Here is a 24,175-nt window from a genome sequence, read left to right as displayed (position 1 = left end):
GAGGCCGCCGCGCTCAGACCTTGAAGCGGGAAACGCCGCTACGCAGCTCGTTGGACACCAGCGTCAGCTCGTCGATCGCCTGGCTCGACTGGCGCAGCGACTCCACGGTCTGTTGCGCGGCCTCGGACAGCTGCATCAGCGCCTGGTTGATCTGCTCGGCACCGCCGGCCTGCGCCTGCATGCCTTCGTTGACCATCTGCACGCGCGGCGCCAGCGACTGGATCTGGCCGATGATCTGCGACAACTGGTCGCCCACCTGCGTGACTTCGGACATGCCCCGGCGGACTTCCTCCGAGAACTTGTCCATGCCCATCACGCCGGCAGCCACCGCCGACTGGATCTCGCGCACCATCTGCTCGATGTCGTACGTGGCCACGGCGGTCTGGTCCGCCAGACGCCGGATCTCGGTGGCGACCACCGAGAAGCCGCGGCCATACTCGCCGGCCTTCTCGGCCTCGATCGCGGCATTGAGCGACAGCAGGTTGGTCTGGTCGGCCACCCGGGCGATGGTGGTCACTACCTGGTTGATATTGCCGGCCTTCTCGTTGAGCGTCGCCAGGCGGGAGTTGACCGAACCGGCGGCGTCCATCACGTGGTGCATGGTGGTTTCCATGCGCGACAGGCCCACCTGGCCCGTGCCAGCCAGACCCGCGGTCTGCTCGGCCGCGTGCGAGACCTCGCTGATGGTGCGCACGAGGTCGCGCGCGGTGGCGGAAATCTCGCGCGAGGTGGCGCCGATCTGCGTGGTGGTGGCGGCGGTTTCGGTCGCGGTGGCCTGTTGCTGGCGCGCGGTGGCCGCGATCTCGTTGACCGAGGTCGTGACCTGGATCGCCGAGCGCTGGGCCTGGCCCACCAGAGACGTCAGTTCGCCCGACATCTGGTTGAAGCCTTCCTCGACCGCGAGGAATTCGTCGCGGCGGGCGAGGTTCATGCGCTGGCGCAGATCGCCGCCACGCATGGCCGTGAGCAGCGAGACGATGCTGCGCATCGGCACGGTGATGGCCCGCAACAGCAGGTAGCCGCATACCGCGGCGGCCAGTACGGCAATGCCCAGCGCCACCTCGATGCTGATCTTGGCGGCATCGACGGCGGTGACGATGCTTGCCGCGGCGCGGTCGTTGACGGCGGTGTTGTCGTCAACGAGCTGCTGCAGCGCCTTGCGGCCGTCGAACCAGAGATCGTGGGCGTTGCCACGCAGCGCCGCCTCGGCCGTGGCCGTGTCCTTCCAGCGCAGCGGGTCCATGTAGGGCAGGGCGGCCTGGTCGTATTTGGCCCGGATCTGCTTGAACGCTTCGAATCGAACGCGATCTTCCTCGCGCACGATGGATGCCTCATACATTTGTTCCAAACGATCGAAACGCTGAATCGTGTCCTTGGTCTGCGCCAGCAGCCGGCCCCGCTGGGCCTCGTCGGCGGCGGTCACGGTCTGCCAGGCGAGCACGTAGATCTCCCCCCAGACGCCACGCAGGCCGGCGCTGTAGGTCAGCCCCGGCAGCGCGTCGGTGCGCATGACCGTGGTCTCGTGATCGATCTTGTTCAGGCGGTCGTACGCCACTACGGCCATGAGCGTCATGACCAGCAAAATGAAGGTAAAGCTTGTCAGGATGCGGGTGCGGATGGTCCAGTGCTTCACGATGATGACTTTGTTAGGACTGTCGATTCTTGCGGCCCGGGCCGGTCGCCGGGTAACTATTCTGACCGGGCGGAACGTTGCGGCGTAGGGTACGCGAACCCCCAACCCATTTCAACGACGCCCGCAAGCCGCGCCCCGGCGCCGTTGCGCGGTTGCGCCGTCGATTTGAGACGCTTGATTTTTCCATGGTTTTCGTCACACTTGCCAAATAGCTGAAGCGCGCACAATGTCATTCACAACAGATAGGGCAGGAATGGTGGCCAAGTCGGAGGCAAAGGCGACTGGCGCCTTGCCGCCGGCGGACCTCGATCCGCTGACCGGCGTGGTCGCCCGCCAGGCATTCTTGAAGCGGCTGGAAACGCGTCTTGCAGACGCGTCGCCCCGTTTCGCCTTGCTGCTTGTGGGCATCGACGATTTTCGCGCGTTCAACGACATGCACGGCCATGCCGAGGGCGACCTGATCCTGCAGCATGTGGCCCGTCGCCTCAAGGATGCCTCGCCGCGCGATGCGGTCATCGGCCGCGTTGGCGGCGACGAGTTCGGCGTCCTGCTGACGTCCATTTCTGACCCCACTTTGGTGCGCCACGTGAGTGCCGCGATCCAGTCGATGCTGTCCGCACCGTACGAGATCGCCGGCCGGCGCCACCACGTTCTGGCGAGCGTGGGCGCCTGCGTGCTGCCGGCTGGCGGGGATACCGCCTCGGACGTGCTGGCTGCCTCCAGCCTGGCGCTGGCCCGGGCCAAGCACGACGGCGGCCGCACCATTCGCTTCTTCAAGCCGCAGATGCGCACGGACGTGACCACGCGTCTGTCGCTCGTGCAGGCGCTGCGGGAGGCGTACGCCCAACGGCAGTTCGAGCTCCTGTATCAGCCGCAGGTCGATCTGCGCGATGGGCGCGTGCTCGGGGCCGAGGCGCTGATGCGCTGGCGTCATCCGACGCTCGGGCTGCTGACGCCGGCGGCGTTTATCGATGCATTGGCCGCCAGCAGCGTGGCCAGCGATGTCGGCATGTGGCTGCTGCATACGGCCTGCGCGCAGGCGCGCGCGTGGTCGCTGCAGTTTGGCGACGAAGCGCCACGCGTGGCCATCAACCTGTTTGCCGCGCAGCTGGCCGAAAGTCGGCTGCTGACCGAGGTCCGTCACGTGCTGCGCGCGCTCGAACTGCCGCCCGCGCTGCTCGAGATCGAGATTACGGAGACCATTGCGCTGCAGCAGGGCGATGACGTCTCGGACCAGCTTCAGGCGTTGCGCCGCGATGGCGTGACGCTGACCTGCGACGATTTCGGGACGGGCTACGCATCGCTCTCGTTCCTGAAGTCGTTCCCTGTCGACCGGCTCAAGATCGACCAGTCCTTTATCCGCAATGTCGTCGATGACGGCGTGGATGCCGCGATCGTCAACTCGGTGATCACGGTTGGCAAGAGCCTGGGCATCGGCGTTGTGGCCGAAGGCGTGGAAACCGTGGGCCAGCGCGACTTCCTGCTCGCGAACGGATGCCACGAGGCGCAGGGCTACCTGTATGGCCGGCCGATGGCGCCGGACCGCCTGACCGACTTCCTGCGCAACCAGCCGCGCTGAATTTGCGCTGAATCTTGCGACTTGGTGCAGCGCAGCAGGCGTCGTCAATGTCTTTCCGAGTGCAAGACTTGTTTCCGCGTGCGTCCGCGTGGCTGGTGCGCGCGCGGCGTCGTCACCCGGCTACCCGCCCGGGGTCAGCCTTGGCGGGTAAGCCTGTGCTCATGCGCACGTTCAGGGGGAAATACGCCCTTACAAAGTCCATCCGGGCGCTAGCGCCTTGCGCTCCATTCCGCATATAGGGTGACAATACTACTGCCGCCCATTGTTTTGATCAGTCGGGCGGTCCTGACCAAGACTTCGAAGCATGCGCCCCTTTTCCTCTCCTATCGATTCCCTGCGCCCGTCGCGCTCGGCATGGCGGCTCGCGCCTGCGGTGCTGGCCAGCATGATCGCCGTGTCCGGCGTGGCCGTCGCGCAGGGCGTGGCGCCGCCGGGCTACGGGTTTACGCAGGGACAGGGCCAATACGGTCAGGATTATGGTCAGCCGCCGGGAGACCCCTCGGGCAATCCGCTTGGAGACCCCAACAATGCGGCGTTGGCAGCCGACCCGTCCTCGCGCGTGGCCACGCTGACCGATGCGGCCGGCAATATCAGTTTTGCGCCGGCGGGCTCCGACACGTGGGCGGCCACCGGCCTGAACCGGCCCGTGACCACTGGAGATCGGCTGTGGGTCGATCCGGGCGGTCGCGCCGAACTCCATGCGGGCTCCACGGCGGTGCGGCTGGCGGGGGCGACCGCAGTGTCGGTGCTCAACCTCGATGACGACACCACGCAGGTCAAGCTCACGCAGGGCACCCTGCAATTGCGCGTGCGGGCGTTGCCGCAGGGGCAGACGGTGGAAGTCGATACCCCGAATCTCGCGTTCGTGCCGACGGAGGTGGGCGATTATCGGTTGGACGTCGCGCCCGATGGCAGCGCGACCACGGTCACGATGCGGCATGGTCGCGCCGTGCTGTATGGCGATAACCGTTCATCCGAGATGGAGCGGGGCGAACGTATTCGCTTTACGGGCACCGACCTGGACGATGCTGGCGCGGGCAACCTGGCGCCGACCGATGCGTTCGATCGCTGGGTTGCCGAGCGCGATGCGCGGGAAGACCGGTCGGTGGCGGCGCAGTATGTGCCGCGCGACATGACGGGCTATACCGCGCTCGATGACTATGGCGACTGGCAACAGGACCCCGACTATGGCGCGATGTGGTTCCCGCGCGCGGTGTCGCCGGACTGGGCGCCTTACAGCGTGGGGCAGTGGGCATGGGTGGCGCCATGGGGCTGGACCTGGGTCGATGACGCGCCGTGGGGGTTTGCGCCTTCGCACTATGGACGCTGGGCTCATGTCGGCAGCCGTTGGGGGTGGGTGCCGGGGCCGGCCAATGTGCGGCCGTATTACGCGCCGGCGGTGGTCGGCTTTATCGGCGGTGGTTCGACGCAGATCCGGATTGGTGGTGGGCCCGGCGTGGCTTGGTATCCGCTGGGTCCGGGCGAACGCTATCGGCCGATTTATCGGTCGAGTCCGACGTATCTGTCACGGATCAATCGCGGGCCTGTGCGTGAGTGGAACGGGCGGGGTGATCGCGATCGCTGGTTCAATCGTGGCGTGCCGGGCGCGATCAGCGGCATGCCGGCACGTGGGTTTGTCGAAGGGCGACCTGCGGCGCCTTATCGCGGCGGGACGCATGCCGAGGAGTGGCGGCGGATTCCCGGTGGCGAGGTGCATGGCGGGCCGGCGATTGCGCCGGTCAAGAACAGCCTGATCGGCGGTGCGCCGGTGCGCAATTTGCCGCCGCAGGCACGGCAGACTTTCGACCGCGAGGCGATTGCCGCGCGCGCGCCGGGGCGTATGCGGACCGACGATCTGGCGCGGCGCTTTGCGCGCGAGGGGGGTACGGCTGGCGCGGGGCCGGCGTGGCGGGGGCCGCAGACGCCCGATACACGCCAGCCGGGCCGCGCGCCGCAGCCGGTGGCGCAATACTCGGACGTACGGATTAGCCAGGCCGCGCAGCGGCCACGGGATCGGCAGTCGCAGCAGGGGTTTGTGGCGGCGCCGGGGGCCGATAACAGCCGCAGCTATTCGACGCGCCCAGACCAGATGCGCGGGCTGCCGGCCGAGGCGCAGCGGCAGCAGCAGGCGATGCAGCGGCAGCAGTTCGAGCAGCAACGGCAATTGCAGGAGCAGCAGCGGCAGCAGCCGGACTTTCAGCGGCAACAGCAGCAGGCGCTGCAGCGACAGCAATTCGATCAGCAACGGCAGTTGCAGGACCAGCAGCGGCAGCCGCAGGATTTTCAGCGGCAACAGCAGCAGGCATTGCAGCGGCAGCAGTTCGAGCAGCAACAGCAGTTGCAGGAGATGCAGCGGCAGTCGCTGGATATGCAGCGGCAGACGCAGCAGGCACTGCAGCGCCAGCAGATGGAGCAGCAGCGCCAGCTCGGCGATCAACAGGCCGCCACGGAGCGGGCGCGGCAGGATCAGCAGCGTGCGTTCGCGCAGCAGCGGCAGCAGCAGGATGACCAGCGCGCGGCACAGCAGCGCGCGCAGGCGGACCAGCAACGGGCGCAGGACCAGCAGCGGCAGCAGCAGGATCAGCAGCGTGCCGCAATGCAACGGGCGCAGGCGGATCAGCAACGGGCGCAGGACATGCAGCGGCAGCAGCAGGATCAGCAGCGCGCGGCACAGCAGCGGGCGCAGGCGGATCAGCAGCGGGCGCTGGACCAGCAGCGACAGCAGCAGGACCAGCAACGGGCGGCAATGCAGCGCGCGCAGGCGGATCAGCAGCGGGCGCAGGACATGCAGCGGCAACAGCAGGAACAGCAACGCGCGGCGATGCAGCGGGCACAGGCGGATCAGCAGCGCGCGCTGGACATGCAGCGGCAACAGCAGAGTCAGCAGCAGGCGGCGATGCAGCGCGCGCAACAGGAACAGCAACGGGCGCAGCAGGAACAACAGCGGCAAATGTCGATGCAGCGGCAGCAGCAGGAACAGCAGCGACAGGCATTCGAGCAGCAGCGCCAGCAGCAGCAACAGCAACTACAGCATCAGCAGCAGCAGCAACAACAGCAGCAACGCCAGTTCCAGCAGCAGCGCGGCCAGCAGGCCCGCAACGACGATCGCCGTTGATACGCCGGGATGCCCTCACCCCCGGCCCCTCTCCCCGAGGGAGAGGGGAGAACACAGTTGGTGATTGCGGTCCCCCCTCACCCCCGACCCCTCTCCCCGCCGGGGAGAGGGGAGCCAACCGATGGCGTTTGCAGAGCCAACACTTGCCCGCAAGTAACCGGCGATTAGGTCGCGCCAAATATGCCGCTGGTTGGTTCCCCTCTCCCCGAGGGAGAGGGGCCGGGGGTGAGGGCGCACGCATATCAACTCCGCAGCCTGATCCACGGCACCGCGTTCAGCGCCGCAAAAATCGCCAGCCCCACTACCAGCGCCGCAAAGAACCCACCAAGCTCCCCGTGCCATAGCGTCTGCGTCAGATACCCCAGCACCACAATCACCGCCACCCGCGACACCGCGGCGATGACTGACCAGCCGAGGCGGCGGGCGCCCTGGGCGGCGAAGTACAGTGCCAGCCCCAGGCCAAACAACCCATACGCTGGCGCCACTGCGCGCAGATACGCCGCGCCCATGCGAATCGCTTCGTCATCCTGCGTGAACAGCGACAACCACGCGCTCGGCCAGATTGCGGCGGCCAGGCCGATGACCTCGCATAACGCCGCGGCGACCAACGCCCCGGTCCACGCCACACGCCGTGCGCGCGCATGCTGGCCCGCGCCCGTGTTCATGCCGACCATCGCCACCATGCCAGCACCAAAACCGAAAATCAGCGGCACCAGCAAATACTCGAGCCGAATGCCAAGCCCGAAACCCGCCAGTGCGTGCGGCCCATGCATGCCAACCATCGCAGTGGCCGTGATTACAGACAGGTTGATCATCAAGCTATTCACCGCGGCGTAAACACCGACGCCAAGAATCTCCGCAAACAGCGACCACCGCAGCCGGTGCGCAAACGACAGCCGAATGCCGCCATAGCCGCGCAGCAATGCCACCAGCAGCACCACAAAACCCACCGCGTAATAGCAAACCAGCGCAAGCCCAGCCCCTGCAATGCCCATCGGCGGAATCGGCCCGGCACCAAAGATCAGCACCGGCGACGCCACCACCAGCACCAGCACCCCGCCCGTGACCACCGCCGCGGGCAGCATCATGTTGCCGGTGCCGCGCAGAATGCTGGCGAACGCATTGAGCAGCCACAGAAACGTGGTGCCGATAAACACCGCATTGGAATAGGTGACCGCCGCCGCAAGCGTGCTGTCACGCCCGCCGAGCGCACTATAGATATAGGGGCCGAGCGTAAGCATCGCCACGCTGAGCACCACCCCGAACACGATGCCAATGACCGTGGCATGCAGCGCAAGCGCCTCCGCCTCCGCGTGCCGTCCCGCGCCCAGCGCCCGCGCGATGGCCGACGAAATCGCCCCGCCAACCGCACCGGCAGACAACATCTGCATCGCCATGACCAGCGGCACCACCAGCGCCGCCCCAGCCAGCGCGGGCACGCCAAGCTTGCCGACGTAATAACTCTCGAGGAAATTCGCCGTCGCCTGTGCGAGCATGACCACGATATTGGGGCCCGCCAGACGCAGCAGCGTCGGCAGGATGGGATCGTTGAGCAACCGCGCGGCGCGTGCGTTGGGACGCGCAGTGGGAGCGGCAGCAGCAGGGGCGGGAGTCGGTTCAGTCATACCGCGTATCGGAATTGGATTCCAGTCGAAGACCGCCGAAATCGGGTGGGAATGCGCGAGATTCTATAGTGCCGCCCAAATTCCTGCTTGCCGCGGTTGCGATTTGGATTGCAGTGCAGTACATTGTTCCGCAAATATGCGCCAATCAGGCCGCAATCTGGAGGCACGACATGTCTGGACCAAACAATGAGGCAACGGTGAAAGCGCAGTTCTGTTTCGACTTCGGCAGCCCCAACGCGTATCTGTCGCACAAGGTACTTCCGGCCATCGAAGCCCGTACCGGCGTGACCTTCGAATACGTACCGCTGCTGCTCGGTGGGCTGTTTCGCCTGACCGGCAACCGTTCCCCGGCGGAGGCATTCGCGGGTATCAAGAACAAGCAGGAATACGGTCGGCTGGAGATAAAGCGCTTCCTCACGCGGCATGGCCTGCACGCGTTCCGCCCGAACCCGCATTTCCCGGTCAACACGCTGCAGTTGATGCGCGGCGCGGTGGCCACGCGTATCGACGGCCATTTCGAGCGTTATGTCGAGGCGATCTTCAAGGCGATGTGGGAAGACGGCAAGAAGATGGACGATCCGGCGATCTTCGCGGCCACGCTGACCGAAGCCGGCTTCGACGCCGAGGCATTCATGCATCGCATTGGCGAGGCCGACGTCAAGCAGACGCTGATCGACAACACTCAACATGCCTTCGATCGCGGCGCGTTTGGCTCGCCGACGTTCTTCGTCAACGACGAGATCTACTTCGGCAAGGACACGCTGCCGTACGTGGAAGAGGAAATCCTGCGCGTGAAGGGTTAAAAAAAGCTATCGGGGGCCATTCAGCGGCCCCCGACTGCTTATTGCTTCCGCGCCTGCCAGAACACCACGCGACGCTGCAACGCGCGCACGATCTCCGCGCCGATCAGGCCTGTGACCGCCAGCAGGATGACCCCCGCAAACATCGTGGCAAGGCTCATGCTGACCGAGGACGAGGCAATCAGATAGCCAAGCCCCTTCTGCGCGGAGAGGAACTCACCCACCACCGCGCCGATCAACGCAAGCGACACACCGATCTGCAGCCCGGCAAAAATATCGCCGAGCGCCGCCGGCAGTTTGACGTGCCACAGCAGGAACAAGCGCGACGCACTGAACGCACGACACGCTTCCAGTAGTTCCGGATCGGTCCGGCGAATCCCGTTGACGGTGTTCACGAACAGCGGAAAGAAGCAGACGAGCGCGACCAGCACGATCTTCGATGCAGCCCCGAAGCCGAACCAGACCAGAATGATCGGTCCCAGCGCAACTTTCGGCGTGGCCTGCAAACCGACCAGCACCGGATAGACGAAGCGCTCGAAGGTCTCCGATTCGGCCAGCAACGCACCGAGCGCAATCGCCAGCGCGCAGCCGATCGCGTACCCACTCAGCGTATTGACCAGCGTGGCCCAGATATGCGGCCACAGGCTGCCGCTGACAAAGCCCGCCGATAGCGCATCGAACACAGCCGAAGGCGGTGGCAGCAGGTAGTCCGGAATTTGCCACCAGCGCACGGCCAGATGCCACACGAGCAGCAGCACGCCGAGGCTGATCAGCGGATAAATCGGTGCCGGCAGCAGTTTAGATCGGCGAGGCATTGAAGTGTCTCCGCAGGTGTTGGGTCGTCGCCGTGAAGGCGGGCGTGTCGAAGGTATCGAGCGTGCGCGGGCGCGGCAGGTCGATCTGCAACGACTCCACAATGCGCCCCGGACGCGGCGACATCACCAGCACCCGATCGGCCAGAAACACCGCTTCCGGAATACTGTGGGTGATAAACAGCACCGACTTGCGCTGCACGCTCCAGATTTCCTGCAGCGCGAACGTCAGCGTCTCGCGCGAGAGCGCGTCGAGCGCCGCGAACGGTTCGTCCATCAGCAGCAGATCCGGATCGGGCAACAACATGCGTGCAATACCGACGCGCTGCTGCATGCCGCCCGACAGTTCGAATGGATAGGCTTTTGCAAACTGCGCCAGGCCCACGAGTTCCAGCAGTTCGTCGGCGCGCCTTCCGGCTGCGCGCAGATCGAGCCGTTGCGTGCGCGCGGGCAGCAGCACGTTGTCACGCACCGTCTTCCATGGCAGCAGATTCGGCTTCTGGAACACCACGCCGGCGCGGCGGCTCGGCCCCTCGATCGGCTTGCCATGCAGTTGCAGCGTGCCGGTGGTGGCCGGCATCAGCCCAGCCGCGAGACGCAGCAGCGTGGACTTGCCGCAGCCCGAAGGACCAAGCAGCGCGACAAACTCGCCGTCGCCAATCGCCAGATCGATATCCTTGAGCGCCTCGGTCTCGCCGCTGCGCGTCGGATACGTCAGGCCCACACGCTGTGCGTCGAGCGCGGGAGATACGAGCATCGCGGCCGTCATGCGCGCGCGTCCTGTGCTACTGCCGCAGCGAGAAACGCCTGCACCGCCTGCCACGATTGTGCGCTGGCGCGTGCATTGGCTTCCGCCGTGCCACCGCCATCGAGCAACAGACCCGCCACTGGATGCGGCTTGACGATCAGCGTGGCGGGCAACTGCGGCACGCCGATCGCATGGCCGGCACCGGTACCCACCACATGCTGCACAGGCCAGCGCGAACCATGCTCGCGCAGCGTGCGCTCGATCTGCTCGCTGTACAACGTCGACGGCCAGAAACCATCGTCGGTGCCCGAGATCAGCAGCACCGGACCGCGGATGTCTTCCACCGGAATGCGCGCGGCCGCGACAAACGCGGCATTGCGCAGCACCGAGTGAAACGCGGCGGCCTGCCGCACGGGTTGCCCCGGTGCGGGCGGCGCATCGAACGCGGACCAGTCGGCATCGGGATTGCCGCGCCACACGTTCGGCAGCGGCTCGCCGCGCCAGGTCCATGCGGTGGCATCGCGCGGCGCGCCGGGCTTGCCCGCGCGCAACGTGCCATTGACGACCGCGCTTGGCACGTAGGCGATGACCGCGGAGACCAGCTTCGGGAAGCGCGCGCCCAGCAGCAGCACCAGTTCACCACCGCGCGACACGCCCGATACCGCGACAAAGCCGCGTGCGGGGGCTAGCGTCGCGTGCATCCACTGCAAAGCCGTCTCGAAATACTCGAGCGGCATGTCGTCGATATGATCGGGCCGTCCGGGCGCCTTGAAGTAACCGAGCGCCAGCGCCGTATAGCCATGCGCGGCATACAGCGCCGCGCGTTGCTCGTGCATGCCGCCGCCCGAACCGGCCAGCACCAGCACCGCGGGGTGCGGGCCGTCGCCGGCAGGGGTGTACAGCGTGCCCGTCAGGCCGGCCTCGCGAATCGGGCGTTGGGTGACGCCCGGCGCGAGAAAACGTAGCGTATAGCCTGTCGACACGGTGCCGCCATGCTCTCCCGTGGCCGTCAACGCGATCTCGAGTGGTGCGACGTCTTCACTGAGTTCAGGACGCGTGGGCGCCTGCAAACGACGCATGGCCCAGACCGGCGCGGTCGCATCGGCGATATTCCAGTCGCCCGCGACCGGCGTCGCGCGTGCGACATCGATCTGCCCCGCAGCGTCGGCAATCAACTCGGCATGGCTTTGCCACTGGCTGCCATCGGGATGCGCAAGCGAGGCGTCGAGCGACACGCGCTCGCCCGCCCGAAAGCCGCGCAGCACGATCTCGCGCGGCACATCGACCAGCGCATCCGTGGGCGTCACGGAAAGGGTCACGTTGCTCATTGCGCCGCCTTCGCACGGCGCAGCAGGGCCGCGCGATCGAAGTCCGTGAACGCCGGCACGAACTCGTTGCCGAAGATCTTCTGCAGCGGCACATCGGCGCTCGGATACTCACCGGCCTTGGCCATCGCATCGATACCGCGCTGGATCGCGACCAGATCATATTGCCCCGGCACGCGCGCGGCGCCATCGGGCGTATGCAACACGCGGCGCAGACGGCGGCTCAGCAGCTCGGTGGCCTCCGCGAGGTTCTTCGCTTCGTCACCAGCCGGCTTCGACTCGGGGTTGTGTTTCCAGAATGCCTTGACGCAGAACGTCGGATTGGCCTCGCACACGAATTGCGCCTGCGTATAGGCGCGGCCGAAACGGCGGACCAGGTCGGGTTGATCGCGCAACGTATCGACGTGCGCGATAAAGCCATTGCCAGCGGTCTCCTGAAACACCGCCGGATACGCGATGCGGCGGATCTTCACGCCCGAGAACTCGAGCTGATCGTCCCAGCTGCTGTTGAAGTTGAGCGCATCGACCTTGTGCGTGCGCAGCGCCTGAAAGCCGGCACCGAGCGCGCCCACCGCGACGTACTCGACGTTCTTGCCTGGCTCGAGGCCCGCCGTGCGCAGCGCCGCGCGACCACCGGGGATGGTGCCCCACGTCAGCGCGCCGACGCCGATCTGCTTGCCCTTGAGGTCGGCCAGCGTCTTGATCGGCGAATCCGCGAGCACCGCGAATTCCATCGTATTGCCGGGCACACCGTTGTAGAAGTAGCGCAGCGGCAGCGGATCCTTGCCCGAGAAGTAGCTGGCGATCACAGGCTCGGAAGTCGGATAGCCGAACGTTACGCGCTTGCCGGCCACTTGCGGCAGCAGTGCGCCCGCGCCCTGGAACACGATGGTCTTGACGCTGAGGTTGGCTTCCTTGAACAGCCCCAGTTCCTCGGCGGCGGCGTAGGGCGCGCCGTCATGGACGGCCGGCGGAATTGCCAGCGCCACCGTGACCTCGTCGAGCGCGAACGCGGGCGCCGCGCATGCGGCAAGAAGGGTGAGTGCCGCGGCGCGCGCCGCTGGCTGCTTGAAGGACATCGAATGACTCCTGCGGTTAATGATGGGCGCCAGCGAGGCGCTGCAAGGCGTCCTCGGTGAGGGCGCGTCGGTCGATTTTTTGGGTGGCCGCGAGCGGTAGCGCATCCACGAACCAGATGCGGCGCGGATGCTCGTACGCCGCCAGTTGCGTCAGCGAGAACGCCTTGAGGTCCTCCTCGCTGGGCACGACGTGTCCAGGCCGCGGCACCACGAACGCCACGGGCTTGGTGCCCTTGATGTCGTCGGGCACCGGCACCACGCTGGCCTGCTGCACGGCAGGATGGCGTTCGAGCGCCTTCTCGATTTCGCCGGGATACAGGTTCTCGCCGCCGCTCACGAACATGTCGTCGCGTCGGCCGACGAAAGTGTAGAAGCCTTGCGCATCGCGCCGGAACACGTCGCCGGTCACGTAGAAGCCATCGGACGTTAACGGCGACAGCTCGGGCCGCTGGTGATAGCCGAGCATCAGGCCGGGACTCTTGAGCTCGAGCACCCCCTCATCGGCAGGCTGGCCCCGCTCGTCGATCAGCCGCATCTGCACGGCCGGATGCGCGGCGCCCACGGCCTGCGTGGGGGTGGGCAGACCTTCGGGATGCGGGCCAAATACCACCGGCCCACCTTCGGTGGTGCCAAACGCATTGATCACGCGCGCGTTGGGCAGCAGCTTGTGGATCTGCTCGAGCAGGCTCGGGCTGACCGGCGCGGAACCCATGCGCACTACGCGCACGCTGCCGAGATCGGTCTGCGCGAGCAGTTCGCGTTCGCGCAGCATCATCGCGATCATTGGCGGCACCGCGGTCAGCCACGTGCAGCGATAGCGCGCGATCGCGCGGATATACGCGGCGGCCTGGAACTGCGGCAGCAGCACGGCCGGTGCATGACTCGCAAGCGTCAGCAGAATCAACGCGAGCGCGTTCATGTGATACAGCGGCGCGGCGATCAGCACGCGCTCGTCGGCCAGGGGCGTGGCGGCCTGACGCGTACGCACGACCCAGCGATGGCTCGCGTGGCTCAGCAGCACGCCCTTCGGCCGGCCGGTGGAACCCGACGTGTAGAGAATCAGGGCCAGATCGCGCGCGTCCGGCTCAAACGCTTCAAACGGGCCGGGCTGCGGGAGTGCCGCAAACTCGGGCGAGCCAAACAGGATGTGCGGCAGCGCGGCCGGTACCTGCGCCGCGCGCGCGTCGTCGCACAGCACGAGGCGCGCACCGCTGTCGCCGAGGATGTACTCGACGATCGCGGGCGGCAGCTTGAAATTGACGGGCACCGCCACGAGCCCGGCACGCACGATGCCGAGCAGCGAGACGACATAGGCCACCGAGTTCACGCCCAGCAGTGCAACGCGTTCGCCCGGTACCAATCCGCGCGCGAGCAGACCGCGTGCGAGCGCGTCCGCACGTGTGTCGATCTCGCCAAAGCTATGTTCGGTGGCATGGCCGTCAAGGTCGAGCCCGACAAGCGCAATCGCGTCGCGGTCGGCGTGCCGATCGATGATGCGGCCCAGATTCAGGCTCTCGTCCATCGCGATTCTCCGGCCGCGCTCAGGCTGCGGGCGTCGAATAGACGCCGCGGCCGCTGGCCACGAGACGTCCTTCGGCATCGAACACATTGGCCTCTGCCACCGACACCTGGCGACCGGTCTTGATGACCTTGCCGACAACCTTGAGGTCGCCGCGCGCCGCACGGTGATAGTCCACACGCAGGTCGATGGTCGGCACGCCCTTGCCGGTATGCGAGACCAGCGCCCAGTCGGCGCCGAGGTCCACCAGCGCGGCCAGGATGCCACCGTGGATATAGCCGCCTTCGACATTGACGACCCACTCGTCGCGGAACTTCGCGGTGATCGTGATCTCGCCGTCGGCAACGCTCTGGACTTCGAGGCCCAGCCACTGGTGATAGGGGCCGCGCAGCAGGCGGGCTTGTACGTCGGCGGCGGTCGGCAGGGTAGTGTTTTCGGACATGGTGTGTGCGGGGGAAAAGGTAATGAAAGAGGGCAAGGCAGCCGGTGTCGACACACGACACCGGCGCAGGGCATCGATGCGTATCAGGGCGTGACAATCACCTTGCCGAGCACCGCGCGATCGCGGATCAGCGCGAGACCATCGGCGGCACCGGTCAGCGGCACCACGCTGTCGATCACCGGATCGAGCTTGCCTTCGGCCACCAGCGCGAGCAGCGCCTTGAGGTTGTCGTCATAGAAGCTGTTCGAACCCTTGATGTTCAGCTCGAAGCTCCACACGTAGCGCAGGTCTTCCTTCGGATCGTGGCCCGCCGTGGCGCCGCACACCAGCAGCGTGCCGCCACGCTTCAGGCTCTTGATCGAAGGCAGCCACGTATCGCCGCCGGTAAAGTTGACGATGACGTCCACGCCGCCGTCGAAGTTGCGGCGTTGCGGCTTGCCGTAGCGCTCGATGACCCATTTGCCGAAGTCCACTTCGCGATAGTTGACGACATGGTCGGCGCCGATGGCCTTGAGCTTTTCACCCTTCTCGTCGCTGCCCGCCGCCGCAATGACTTCAGCACCAAGCATCTTCGCCAGCAGCACCGTGGCGGTACCCACGCCACCGCTCGCACCAAGTACCAGCACCTTGTCGCCGGCCTTGACCGTGTTGTGCGTGATCAGCATGCGGTGGGCGGTACCGTAGGCCACCGGCAGCGCGGCGGCCTGCTCGAAGGTCACGTTGTCGGGCAGGGCGATCAGCTGCTTGGCATCGACGCGCGCGTACTCGGCCATGCCGCCGTCGACCATCTCGCCCATCAGGCCCACGCCGGGCTTGAGCGGGTTGACCAGCACGCGGTCACCGATCTTCCAGCCGGACACACCGTCGCCGAGCTCGGTGATGGTACCGGCCAGATCCAGGCCGATCACCACCGGAAACGGCACCTTGATGCCGGGCATGCCCTGCACGGTGAACACATCGTGATAGTTGAACGAGGACGCACCGACGCGGATCACGACGTGACCTTCGCCGGCCGTGGGCACCGGCTTGTCGGTGACGACGCGCAGTTGATCGAGGGTACCGTGCGCATCGAGCACGAGCGCTTGCATGGTTTGAGTCACGAGAATTCCTTGCTGGGGGAGGGGAAAGAAAAAGGGCTGACTTGATCGACTTAGTTGATCGAATTACTTGAGCGATTTCGATTGCTCGTACGGGCCGCGCGCGAACAAGTCGTCCTTGAGTTCGCCCTTGACCAGGCCCGACTCGACGAACACCGCATGCTGGCGGCGCAGCGTGTCGATATCGGCCGGCTCGAAGGCCACGCGGTTCATGTCGTTCCAGTGGCTCACGTAGACCTTGGCATCGTCAGCCGGCAGGTTGGCCTTCTTCTGCAGGATCTGCACCACTTCATCGCGGTTGGCATTGCCCCACGCGAGCGTGTCGCGCAGCGCGGCAATCACGCGAGCCACCACTTCGGGCTGCTTGTCGACCAGTTCCGTGCGCACGGCACCTACGCCGATATAGGGCACGGCGTCGGACTTCGTCAGCTTCTTCCATTCATCGGCGAAGGTGCTGAGCTTGCGCACCGGCAGTTCGTCGCCGAGCTGGCCCACGGTCACCGAACGCAGCGCGGCCGCGTCCACCTGCTTCTGCACGAGGAACTGCGCCAGGCGCGATTCATTGCCACCGATCAGCGAGAACTCGCTGCTCTTGATCTGATAGTTGCCTGCCAGCACGGCGCCTGCGATCACGGCCACCGACGAGCCCGCCGGCGACATGCCGATCTTCTTGCCCTTGAACTCGGCGATCGACTGGATCGGCGAGTCCTTCGGCACCACGAACTGCACGTCGGCAGGCTGCGTGGCCGCGAAAATACGGATCGGCACACCGGAGGCCGCGGTGCCGAACACGCCGGCCACCGGCGCGCCGAACGCGAGGTCGATCGAACCGGCCGCGAGCGCGCGCAGCGGGGCATTCACGTCAGGAAAGTGCACGAACTCGGCCTTGATGCCGCGCTTGGCCAGGAAGTCCTTGGCTTCGAGCACGGAGCCGTAGCCCAGGCTCACGCCGCTGGTCCAGTAGCCGATCTTGACGGTGTCGGCCGCGCTGGCGGCCGCGGAGACCAGTGACAGGGCGGCGAAGGTCGCGGACAAGGCCGCGGTAAATAGCTTGCGCATGATGATCATCCTTGTACTTGGAGCAAAGAGGGGGTGTTACGTGAGGGGGTGCGTGCGGGCGTCTTCCAGCGGAACAACCAGCGTTCGGCAGGCTTGAGCACGCCGCCTTCGAGCAGCAGCATCAAACCGACCAGCAGCACGGTCCAGGCGAAGACCTGATCGGTCTGCACGAGGTCCGCGGCCTGACGCAGCCGATAGCCGATGCCACTCGAAGAGCCGATGGTCTCGGCCACCAGCGAGACGCGCCAGCCGAAGCCGAATGCGAGCCGTGCGCCGGCAAAGAAATGGGGCAGGATCGTGGGGCCGTAGATCTTCCGCAGGATTTGCACCCGCGACATGCGGAAGCTGCGCGCGAGGTCCACGTATTGCGCATCGACGGTCTTGGCGCCTTCCCACACGTTGGTGAGGATCAGCGGCATCGCGGTCATGAACACCACGAACACGGTGGTGGCGTCCGAGATGCCGAACCAGATGATCGCGAAGATCGCCCAGATGGCCGACGACACAGTATTGAACACGGTGAGGATCGGCTCGAAGAAGCGCGCGAGCACGCGGCTGCCGCCGAGCGCGAGGCCGAGGCCGGTGCCGACAACGGTGGCGATCAGGAAGCCGCTCAGCACGCGGCGGCAGGTGGCGGAGACATCGGCCACGAATGTGTCGCTGTGCCACAGCGCGACCAGCGCGTTGGCCACCTTGGAAGGTCCCGGCAGCACGAACGATGGCACATGCGACGCACCCCACCACCACAGCGCGAGGAAGATGGCGACGAGCAACAGGCGCTGCGCGATCAACTGCAGGGCACGATTCTGGATGACGGCTGACATGACGTGACTCCTCACGCGGCGGCCCGCAGCACGCGGACCTGTTCGGCCACGACCGGTGTCGTGGGAATGCGCGGACGCACGAGCGTGGCGAGATCGACCACATCGGCTACGCGGCCCGGGCGCGCGGCAAGGCGCACCACGCGGTCCGCCAGCACCACGGCTTCTTCCATGTCGTGCGTGACAAAGACCACGGTCATACGATTGCCGGCCTGGATGCGCAGCAGTTCTTCATGCATCTGGCTGCGGGTGTGCGGATCGAGCTTCGAGAACGGTTCATCCATCAGCAGCACGTCCGGCTGCACGGCCAGGCTGCGCGCGAGGGCCACGCGGCTGCGCATGCCACCCGACAGTTCATGCGGCCACGCGTCGGCGCGGCCATGCAGGCCGACCAGCGCGAGCATTTCGTCGGCACGGCGATCGCGTTCGTTGCGCAGCATCGGCGCGGCTTCGAGGCCGAACGTCACGTTGTCGCGCACGGTGCGCCATGGCAGCAGGCGGTCTTCCTGAAACATGTACGCGACGCGGCGCCAGTCTCGTACCTGCGTCGACGGCACACCTTCCACATACAGCTGGCCCGCATCGGGTGTGACCAGACCGGACAGGATATTGAGCAGCGTGCTTTTGCCGCAGCCTGACGGGCCGACCAGCGCGAGCACTTCGCCCGCGTTCACGGCGAGGTCGACGTTGTCGAGCACGGTGGTCGCGCCGAAACGCTTCGTAATGCCGGTGGCGGAGAGCACAGGCTGGTGTTTGGCCATACTCATCGCACACCTCCGGCGACCACGAGTGGCAGATAGGTGCCGGCCTGCGAGAGACTCGCGTAGACCTTTTCCATCGTCTGCGTGCGGAACGTTTCGATATGGCGGCGCGCGATGGTTTCCGCGGCGCGTTCGTCGCGGTCCTCGAACGCCTTGATCATCGAGTTGTGGTCATGGCGAATCTCGGGCTTGACGCGCTGCACGTTGAAGCCGAGCGCGACCAGTCGCGACATCTCGTCCATCAGCCCCGACAGCGTGCGCAGCAGGCGCTCGTTGCCGGTGGCCTCGGCGATCGCGAGGTGGAAGGCCTTGTTGGCATCCATGAACACGTCGATGCGATGCGGCAGCGGGCCGATATGTTCGACGCGGCAGGCGGCTTCGAGTCGATGCAACTGCTGTGTATCGACGCGATTGACCGCCAGCCGCGCGGCCATCGGTTCCAGCTGCACGCGCAGCGCGAATACCTCTTCAACGTCCTTCAGCGTGATGGGCGCCACCTGATAGCCCTTGCGCGGCCGCGCAAACACGAGGCGTTCGTGCGCGAGCCGGGTCAGCGCGATGCGGCAGCTGTTCTTGCCAAATCCGTACGTGGCCATCAACTCGCCCTCGGTCACCATCGACCCGGGGACGAGCCGGCACGTCAGGATGTCGCGGCGGATGGCGGTATAGGCAGCGAGGCCCAGACTGACACTGTCAGTGTCAGCCGGTTCGGTGGGGTGCCGGAATTGCGGATCACTCATGGGTTCATTGACTCCTGTGAGCCGCTCACAGAGCGTGGCAGTTACTCTCAAGAAGAGAGGCAAAGCTTACGACTGAGGGCGTTATGAACAAACGAAGCGTTTCTCAGAAGCACATGTAATGCCTGATGGTTGTGGGCTGCTCACTGTTTCAGGGTGGCCGGGTGAGTTGTCTGCATCGAGCAGAGGGAACGAGCGCAGGCCCCGCGCCAGCTGGCGGGCGATGGCCCCCCGCGTTGGGAGGGCATATGTCTGCGCTGTGAGCGGGTCAGGCTTTCGCTTGCGGTAACGCGCGTCATACATGACGTGCACCAGCGCCGGGAGGGCGGCGCACGGAATCGTGCTGGGCTGCTCACCGATGCCATTCGCGATGGCATCCAATCAGGTGCGCGGGCGTGACGAGCGGCTCTCGCCTCGGTGCTGAAAAAATCGCTTGACACTATATCGCGTGCGATATAAATTTCAGACATGCCCAGTGACGTACGGAGAACACGATGAAACGGCCCGAATCGAATGCCCTGGCGCTCGACGCGCAGCTGTGCTTCGCCGTGTATTCCACATCGCTGAGCTTCAACAAGGTGTATCGCAAGTTGCTGCGACAGCTGGACGTGACCTATCCCCAGTATCTGGTGCTGCTGGTGTTGTGGGAGAAGGAAGGCGTCAATGTCTCCGAGATCTGCGAACGCCTCGCGCTGGAGACCACTACGCTCACGCCGTTGCTCAAGCGGCTGGAAGCGCAGGGTTTGGTCAAGCGGACACGATCGACGGCCGATGAGCGGCAGGTCATCGTGACGCTGACTAAACAGGGTGAGGCGCTGCGCGAGAAGGCCGCGGGCATTCCGGCATGCGTGGCGGAAGCCACGGGCCTCAGCGCAGCGGATATTCGCGAGATGCGGAACCGGATGCTGAGCTTGCGCGGCAGCCTCAGCGATTACGCCTGATTGAAAACGTACGAGTAGCAGAAGACAGCGCGTGCCGGACGTGGCGGATAACCACCAAGGCATTTTTTTTGAAGCATAAATATCGCGTGCGATATAAAGACGTGCGATATTAAACGGAGCCCATCATGTCCAAGAAGAACGAAAGCAACGAAACCGTAGCGGTACCTGCCCGTCGTTCCCTGTTGCTCGGTAGCGCCCTCGGGGCCGCCGGCGCGCTGCTGGCCACGCAGGCGGTGGTCGCGAGCGCGGCGGGACAGCCCGGTGTCAGGGCGGCCGCGGCAGGTGCCAATGGCGGTGAAACGATTACGACCAAGGATGGCGTCCAGCTGCACTACAAGGACTGGGGCACGGGCCAGCCCGTCGTGTTCAGCCATGGCTGGCCGTTGTCGTCGGACAGTTGGGAATCGCAGATGCTGCACGTGGCCAGCAACGGCTTCCGCGCGGTGGCTCACGATCGGCGCGGCCATGGCCGCTCGAGCCAGCCGTGGAACGGCAATGACATGGATCACTACGCCGACGACCTCGCGACCGTAATCGAGACACTGGACCTGAAGAACGTGATCCTGGTGGGCTTCTCGACCGGTGGCGGTGAAGTGGCGCGCTATATCGGCCGCCACGGCACCTCGCGGGTGGCGAAGGTAGTGCTGGTGTCAGCCGTGCCGCCGCAGATGTTGAAGACGGCCGCGAATCCGGGCGGTCTGCCGATCGAAGTATTCGATGGCCTGCGCAGCGCGCAACTCGCCAATCGTTCGCAGTTCTATCGCGATATTCCGTCGGGTCCGTTCTATGGCTTCAACCGTCCCGGCGCAAAGGTGTCGCAAGGCCTGATCGACTGGTGGTGGGCGCAGGGCATGCAGGGCGGCCACAAGAATACGTACGATTCGATCAAGGCCTTCTCGGAAACCGACTTCACCGAGGACCTCAAGAAGATCGACAAGCCCACGCTGGTCATCCACGGCGATGACGACCAGATCGTGCCGATCGACGCCGCCGGTCGCGCTTCGCACAAGCTCGTGAAGAACTCGAAGCTGATCGTTTATCCCGGTGCGCCGCACGGTCTGACCGACACGCACAAGGAACGCTTCAACAACGACCTGCTGACGTTTATCAAGAGCTAACGCTCTTGCCTGATGGCAGCGACCGCGCGCCTTCGCCGAGCGGTCGCTGCATCAGCACGGTATCGACCCACCCGCCAAACTTGAAGCCCGCGTTGGCGAGTGTGCCGACGTACGTGAAGCCGTGCCGTGCGTGCAACGCGCGCGAGCCCACATTGCCGCTGTTGCCGATGACGGCAATCATCTGCCGCCACGGCCCTTGTTCGCAGCGCGCGATCAGTTCGGCCATCAGCGCACTGCCGATGCCGCGTCCCGCGAGCCCATCGGCCGCATACACCGAATCTTCCACCGTAAAACGGTACGCCGCGCGGGGCCGGTACGGCGTGGCATAGGCATAGCCCACCACGCGGCCATCCAGCTCGGCGGCCAGATAGGGTAGCCCATGGCCGAGCACGCCGGCGCGGCGGGCACGCATGTCGTCAACAGTCGGCGGCACTTCCTCGAAGCTTGAGATCCCATGCAGCACGTGGTGCGCGTAAATGGCCTGAATGGCGTCCATGTCGTCGTCGGTGGCGTCGCGCACGTGCACGACGGTACGGGTAGCGATATCGAGGGAGGCGGCAGCGGTGGACATGATCGGTTGGAGACAGGCGTTGTCGCATCTTGCCTCAATCGATACCATAAATGAAGCTTCATCCATTGATGCAATGTATAAGTAATTGTTTGACAACAAAGGCGCCCACTTGAAACGCTTGAACCTCGACTACCTGCGCACGTTCATCACCGTGGTGGAGCACGGCAGCTTCTCGGCCGCCGCACAGCGGCTCGATCTGACGCAGCCGGCGGTGAGCCAGCAGATCCGCCAGCTCGAACGCAGCCTCGGCGCCACGCTGCTGGAACGCGTGGGGCGCCAGGCGCGCGTGACGGCGGCCGGCGCGGAGCTGCTCGCGCACGCGGCGAGCATCGAGACAGCGGTAGACGTGGCGATCGACGCCGTGACGCGCCGGACCGGCGTGGCGGCGGGCCCGGTGCGCATCGGCACGGGCGCCACGGCCTGCATCTTCCTGCTGCCGCCGTTGCTCAAGGACCTGCGCCAGCGTCATCCGGACCTCGAGATCGCGGTGACCGTCGGCAACACCGCCGATATCGTCAAGGCGGTCGAGGACAACCTGCTGGATCTCGCGCTGGTCACGCTGCCAGTCACCGGCCGCAGTCTGGACATCACGCCAGTCATGGAGGACGAGTTCGTGCTGATGGCACCCGCAAACATGGCGCTGCCCGCGCGCATCACCGCGGCGGCGCTGGCCACGCGACCGGTGCTGCTGTTCGAGGGCGGCAATACCCGGCGCATTGCCGATACATGGATCGCGCGCGGCGGTGCCAGCATCCGGCCCGTGATGTCGCTGGGTAGCGTGGAAGCGATCAAGGCGCTGGTCGCCGCAGGGCTCGGTTGCGCGATTCTGCCGGGCATGGCGGTGCGCCAGCCCCCTGCCGACGTGGTGGTGCGGCCACTGTCGCCACGGCTGCATCGTGGGCTCGCGGTGGTAATCCGGCGCGACAAGCGACTGCACGCGGGGCTGGCCGAGGTGTATCGCGCATTGAAGGGCGTCGGCACCAATCGCGCATTTGTCGGACAATAGCGGCTTCCCGTCCAAGGGAACATGACGATAAAAAAGCTGGCGGCGCCGGATTGGAGCACGGTACTACGCACGGCATAACGTTATTTGCGATCTCTCTCTTTGCTCATGGTAGTGACTCCAGACAATACAAACGACACCACAGACCGCCTCGCTTCCGCCACTTCGACTGACGCACCCGACCGCACGACGGCCCGCAAGGCCTTGCTGGCGCTCGGTGTGGGCGGTTTTGCCATCGGCACCGGCGAGTTCGTCATCATGGGCCTGCTGCCCGATGCCGCGCGCGATCTGGGAATCTCCATTCCGGAAGCGGGCCATCTGATCAGTGCCTATGCGCTGGGCGTCGTGATCGGCGCGCCGCTGCTCGCGGTGCTCGGCGCGCGCTGGCCGCGGCGCAATCTGCTGCTGGCGCTGATGACCGTGTTCGCGATCGGCAATTTCGCCAGCGCGGTGGTGCCCGACTACGGGTCGATGCTGATCGCGCGATTGCTCACGGGCTTTCCGCATGGCACGTTCTTCGGCGTGGCAGCGCTGGTGGCCGCGAATCTCGTGCCGCGCCATGCGCGCGCGCAGGCGGTAGGGCTGGTGATGTTAGGCCTGACCACCGCTACGCTGATCGGCGTGCCGATCGCGGCGGCCATCGGCCAATGGCTCGGTTGGCGTTCAGCCTTCGCACTCGTCGGCGCAATTGGCGTGCTGACGGTGGTGCTGGTCTGGCGCTGGGTGCCGTTCGTTGCAGGCGATCGCCTCGCGAGCCCGTTGCGCGAGTTGTCGGCGCTGGCACGCAAGCAGGTATGGCTGACCCTCGGCATCGGTGCGATCGGCTTTGGTGGCATGTTCGCCGTATTCAGCTATATCAAGCCGACCATGCTGGAAGTGGCGCATGTATCGGTGGACAGCATCCCATTCGTGCTCGCGCTGTTCGGTGTCGGCATGGTGGGCGGCAACCTGATCGGCTCGCGCCTCGCGGACAAAGCGCTGATGCCAACCATTGGCGGATTGCTCGCATGGTCGGCGCTGGTGCTTGGGCTGTTCGTCTACACCGCACCGCATGCGTGGCTGGCCTCGGCCAACGTGCTGCTGATCGGCACCATCGTCGCGATCGGACCGGCACTGCAGATCCGCCTGATGGACGTGGCTGGCGAAGCGCAGACGCTGGCAGCGGCGCTGAACCACTCGGCATTCAACATGGCCAATGCCCTCGGCGCATGGCTCGGCGGCGTGACCATCAGCGCAGGCTACGGCTGGACCTCCACCGGCTGGGTCGGCCTCGTGCTGGCGATTGGTGGTTTGCTGGTGTATGCGGTATCGCTGTCGTCTTCGCGTCGGATAGTGGCCGCGCGCGCTTAAATAGACAAGACATGCTGCATTCCAGCCAGGCGCACGATAT

At 65.8% G+C, this 24,175-nt stretch carries 21 protein-coding genes; 7 read left to right on the top strand and 14 right to left on the bottom strand.

Features of this window, described 5'->3' with window-relative positions:
- Nucleotides 1–13 precede the first annotated feature (13 nt).
- The gene (locus LDO41_RS14465) at nucleotides 14–1,633 is read right to left on the bottom strand and encodes a methyl-accepting chemotaxis protein (RefSeq protein WP_223989256.1); all 1,620 of its coding nucleotides are present in this window, start codon (nucleotides 1,631–1,633) and stop codon (nucleotides 14–16) included.
- A 253-nt stretch (nucleotides 1,634–1,886) separates the two neighbouring features.
- On the opposite strand from LDO41_RS14465, the gene LDO41_RS14460 reads away from it, so the two are divergent.
- Nucleotides 1,887–3,212: a putative bifunctional diguanylate cyclase/phosphodiesterase gene (locus LDO41_RS14460; protein ID WP_223989254.1), complete on the top strand. Its 1,326-nt coding sequence runs from the start codon at nucleotides 1,887–1,889 to the stop codon at nucleotides 3,210–3,212.
- 304 nt (nucleotides 3,213–3,516) lie between these two features.
- Entirely contained in the window at nucleotides 3,517–6,327 is a 2,811-nt protein-coding gene (locus tag LDO41_RS14455; protein WP_223989253.1) for a DUF6600 domain-containing protein, read from the top strand.
- Nucleotides 6,328–6,569: 242 nt separating this feature from the next.
- On the opposite strand, the gene LDO41_RS14450 is transcribed toward LDO41_RS14455, so the two are convergent.
- Nucleotides 6,570–7,952, bottom strand: a complete 1,383-nt coding sequence (locus tag LDO41_RS14450) for an MATE family efflux transporter (protein ID WP_223989251.1) — start codon at nucleotides 7,950–7,952, stop codon at nucleotides 6,570–6,572.
- A gap of 170 nt (nucleotides 7,953–8,122) precedes the next feature.
- Between LDO41_RS14450 and LDO41_RS14445 the strand changes: the two genes are divergently transcribed.
- The gene (locus LDO41_RS14445) at nucleotides 8,123–8,755 is read left to right on the top strand and encodes a 2-hydroxychromene-2-carboxylate isomerase (protein WP_223989249.1); all 633 of its coding nucleotides are present in this window, start codon (nucleotides 8,123–8,125) and stop codon (nucleotides 8,753–8,755) included.
- Between the two features lie 38 nt (nucleotides 8,756–8,793).
- Here the strand turns inward: LDO41_RS14445 and LDO41_RS14440 are convergent, their stop codons facing one another.
- The 11 genes from LDO41_RS14440 to LDO41_RS14390 all read right to left on the bottom strand — a co-directional run bounded on the left by LDO41_RS14440 (nucleotide 8,794) and on the right by LDO41_RS14390 (nucleotide 19,155).
- A complete protein-coding gene (locus LDO41_RS14440) occupies nucleotides 8,794–9,567 on the bottom strand; it encodes an ABC transporter permease (RefSeq protein ID WP_223989247.1) in 774 nt (257 codons plus the stop codon).
- Complete coding sequence (locus LDO41_RS14435) at nucleotides 9,551–10,333, bottom strand: ABC transporter ATP-binding protein (protein ID WP_223989245.1); 783 nt, start codon at nucleotides 10,331–10,333, stop codon at nucleotides 9,551–9,553. Before LDO41_RS14435 ends, LDO41_RS14440 begins: the two co-directional genes overlap by 17 nt.
- Nucleotides 10,330–11,640, bottom strand: coding sequence for an acyl-CoA thioesterase/bile acid-CoA:amino acid N-acyltransferase family protein (locus LDO41_RS14430; RefSeq protein ID WP_223989242.1), 1,311 nt, complete (start codon nucleotides 11,638–11,640; stop codon nucleotides 10,330–10,332). Before LDO41_RS14430 ends, LDO41_RS14435 begins: the two co-directional genes overlap by 4 nt.
- A complete protein-coding gene (locus LDO41_RS14425) occupies nucleotides 11,637–12,716 on the bottom strand; it encodes an ABC transporter substrate-binding protein (protein WP_223989240.1) in 1,080 nt (359 codons plus the stop codon). The genes LDO41_RS14430 and LDO41_RS14425 overlap by 4 nt, the downstream gene beginning before the upstream one ends.
- 16 nt (nucleotides 12,717–12,732) lie before the next feature.
- Nucleotides 12,733–14,238, bottom strand: coding sequence for a class I adenylate-forming enzyme family protein (locus LDO41_RS14420; RefSeq protein WP_223989238.1), 1,506 nt, complete (start codon nucleotides 14,236–14,238; stop codon nucleotides 12,733–12,735).
- A 19-nt stretch (nucleotides 14,239–14,257) separates the two neighbouring features.
- Entirely contained in the window at nucleotides 14,258–14,677 is a 420-nt protein-coding gene (locus LDO41_RS14415; RefSeq protein ID WP_223989236.1) for a PaaI family thioesterase, read from the bottom strand.
- An 83-nt stretch (nucleotides 14,678–14,760) separates the two neighbouring features.
- Nucleotides 14,761–15,765, bottom strand: a complete 1,005-nt coding sequence (locus LDO41_RS14410; RefSeq protein ID WP_223989624.1) for a zinc-binding dehydrogenase — start codon at nucleotides 15,763–15,765, stop codon at nucleotides 14,761–14,763.
- 75 nt (nucleotides 15,766–15,840) lie between these two features.
- Entirely contained in the window at nucleotides 15,841–16,833 is a 993-nt protein-coding gene (locus LDO41_RS14405; RefSeq protein ID WP_223989235.1) for an ABC transporter substrate-binding protein, read from the bottom strand.
- A gap of 5 nt (nucleotides 16,834–16,838) precedes the next feature.
- The gene (locus tag LDO41_RS14400; RefSeq protein WP_223989234.1) at nucleotides 16,839–17,657 is read right to left on the bottom strand and encodes an ABC transporter permease; all 819 of its coding nucleotides are present in this window, start codon (nucleotides 17,655–17,657) and stop codon (nucleotides 16,839–16,841) included.
- 11 nt (nucleotides 17,658–17,668) lie between these two features.
- Nucleotides 17,669–18,421 (bottom strand): ABC transporter ATP-binding protein, encoded by a 753-nt coding sequence (locus tag LDO41_RS14395; protein ID WP_223989232.1) that lies wholly within the window; start codon nucleotides 18,419–18,421, stop codon nucleotides 17,669–17,671.
- Complete coding sequence (locus tag LDO41_RS14390; protein ID WP_223989230.1) at nucleotides 18,418–19,155, bottom strand: GntR family transcriptional regulator; 738 nt, start codon at nucleotides 19,153–19,155, stop codon at nucleotides 18,418–18,420. The genes LDO41_RS14395 and LDO41_RS14390 overlap by 4 nt, the downstream gene beginning before the upstream one ends.
- Before the next feature lie 491 nt (nucleotides 19,156–19,646).
- Here LDO41_RS14390 and LDO41_RS14385 point away from each other — a divergent pair, with 491 nt between their 5' ends.
- Together LDO41_RS14385 and LDO41_RS14380 are read left to right on the top strand one after the other, a co-directional pair.
- On the top strand, nucleotides 19,647–20,093 hold the full coding sequence (locus LDO41_RS14385; protein ID WP_223989228.1) for a MarR family winged helix-turn-helix transcriptional regulator: 447 nt from the start codon (nucleotides 19,647–19,649) through the stop codon (nucleotides 20,091–20,093).
- Nucleotides 20,094–20,218: 125 nt separating this feature from the next.
- The gene (locus LDO41_RS14380; RefSeq protein WP_223989226.1) at nucleotides 20,219–21,211 is read left to right on the top strand and encodes an alpha/beta fold hydrolase; all 993 of its coding nucleotides are present in this window, start codon (nucleotides 20,219–20,221) and stop codon (nucleotides 21,209–21,211) included.
- Here LDO41_RS14380 and LDO41_RS14375 read toward each other — a convergent pair.
- Nucleotides 21,201–21,782, bottom strand: coding sequence for a GNAT family N-acetyltransferase (locus LDO41_RS14375; RefSeq protein ID WP_223989224.1), 582 nt, complete (start codon nucleotides 21,780–21,782; stop codon nucleotides 21,201–21,203). The two genes, LDO41_RS14380 and LDO41_RS14375, sit on opposite strands and share 11 nt — an antisense overlap.
- 109 nt (nucleotides 21,783–21,891) lie before the next feature.
- On the opposite strand from LDO41_RS14375, the gene LDO41_RS14370 reads away from it, so the two are divergent.
- Together LDO41_RS14370 and LDO41_RS14365 are read left to right on the top strand one after the other, a co-directional pair.
- Nucleotides 21,892–22,788, top strand: coding sequence for a LysR family transcriptional regulator (locus LDO41_RS14370; protein ID WP_223989222.1), 897 nt, complete (start codon nucleotides 21,892–21,894; stop codon nucleotides 22,786–22,788).
- A gap of 105 nt (nucleotides 22,789–22,893) precedes the next feature.
- A complete protein-coding gene (locus LDO41_RS14365) occupies nucleotides 22,894–24,135 on the top strand; it encodes an MFS transporter (protein ID WP_223989220.1) in 1,242 nt (413 codons plus the stop codon).
- Nucleotides 24,136–24,175 lie beyond the last annotated feature (40 nt).

It is taken from the genome of Cupriavidus pampae (assembly GCF_914271485.1).
Lineage (GTDB): Bacteria > Pseudomonadota > Gammaproteobacteria > Burkholderiales > Burkholderiaceae > Cupriavidus > Cupriavidus pampae.
The sequence above is the reverse complement of the archived record's forward strand: the minus strand, read 5'-3'. Positions and strand labels throughout refer to the sequence as shown.

Coding starts and splice junctions, on each gene's coding strand:
- LDO41_RS14375 (WP_223989224.1), bottom strand. CDS start 21,782: ATGTCCACCGCTGCCGCCTCCCTCGATATCGCTACCCGTACCGTCGTG.
- LDO41_RS14395 (WP_223989232.1), bottom strand. CDS start 18,421: ATGAGTATGGCCAAACACCAGCCTGTGCTCTCCGCCACCGGCATTACG.
- LDO41_RS14455 (WP_223989253.1), top strand. CDS start 3,517: ATGCGCCCCTTTTCCTCTCCTATCGATTCCCTGCGCCCGTCGCGCTCG.
- LDO41_RS14400 (WP_223989234.1), bottom strand. CDS start 17,657: ATGTCAGCCGTCATCCAGAATCGTGCCCTGCAGTTGATCGCGCAGCGC.
- LDO41_RS14415 (WP_223989236.1), bottom strand. CDS start 14,677: ATGTCCGAAAACACTACCCTGCCGACCGCCGCCGACGTACAAGCCCGC.
- LDO41_RS14445 (WP_223989249.1), top strand. CDS start 8,123: ATGTCTGGACCAAACAATGAGGCAACGGTGAAAGCGCAGTTCTGTTTC.
- LDO41_RS14435 (WP_223989245.1), bottom strand. CDS start 10,333: ATGACGGCCGCGATGCTCGTATCTCCCGCGCTCGACGCACAGCGTGTG.
- LDO41_RS14430 (WP_223989242.1), bottom strand. CDS start 11,640: ATGAGCAACGTGACCCTTTCCGTGACGCCCACGGATGCGCTGGTCGAT.
- LDO41_RS14440 (WP_223989247.1), bottom strand. CDS start 9,567: ATGCCTCGCCGATCTAAACTGCTGCCGGCACCGATTTATCCGCTGATC.
- LDO41_RS14450 (WP_223989251.1), bottom strand. CDS start 7,952: ATGACTGAACCGACTCCCGCCCCTGCTGCTGCCGCTCCCACTGCGCGT.
- LDO41_RS14405 (WP_223989235.1), bottom strand. CDS start 16,833: ATGCGCAAGCTATTTACCGCGGCCTTGTCCGCGACCTTCGCCGCCCTG.
- LDO41_RS14380 (WP_223989226.1), top strand. CDS start 20,219: ATGTCCAAGAAGAACGAAAGCAACGAAACCGTAGCGGTACCTGCCCGT.
- LDO41_RS14390 (WP_223989230.1), bottom strand. CDS start 19,155: ATGAGTGATCCGCAATTCCGGCACCCCACCGAACCGGCTGACACTGAC.
- LDO41_RS14410 (WP_223989624.1), bottom strand. CDS start 15,765: ATGCAAGCGCTCGTGCTCGATGCGCACGGTACCCTCGATCAACTGCGC.
- LDO41_RS14425 (WP_223989240.1), bottom strand. CDS start 12,716: ATGTCCTTCAAGCAGCCAGCGGCGCGCGCCGCGGCACTCACCCTTCTT.
- LDO41_RS14420 (WP_223989238.1), bottom strand. CDS start 14,238: ATGGACGAGAGCCTGAATCTGGGCCGCATCATCGATCGGCACGCCGAC.
- LDO41_RS14365 (WP_223989220.1), top strand. CDS start 22,894: ATGGTAGTGACTCCAGACAATACAAACGACACCACAGACCGCCTCGCT.
- LDO41_RS14460 (WP_223989254.1), top strand. CDS start 1,887: ATGGTGGCCAAGTCGGAGGCAAAGGCGACTGGCGCCTTGCCGCCGGCG.
- LDO41_RS14385 (WP_223989228.1), top strand. CDS start 19,647: ATGAAACGGCCCGAATCGAATGCCCTGGCGCTCGACGCGCAGCTGTGC.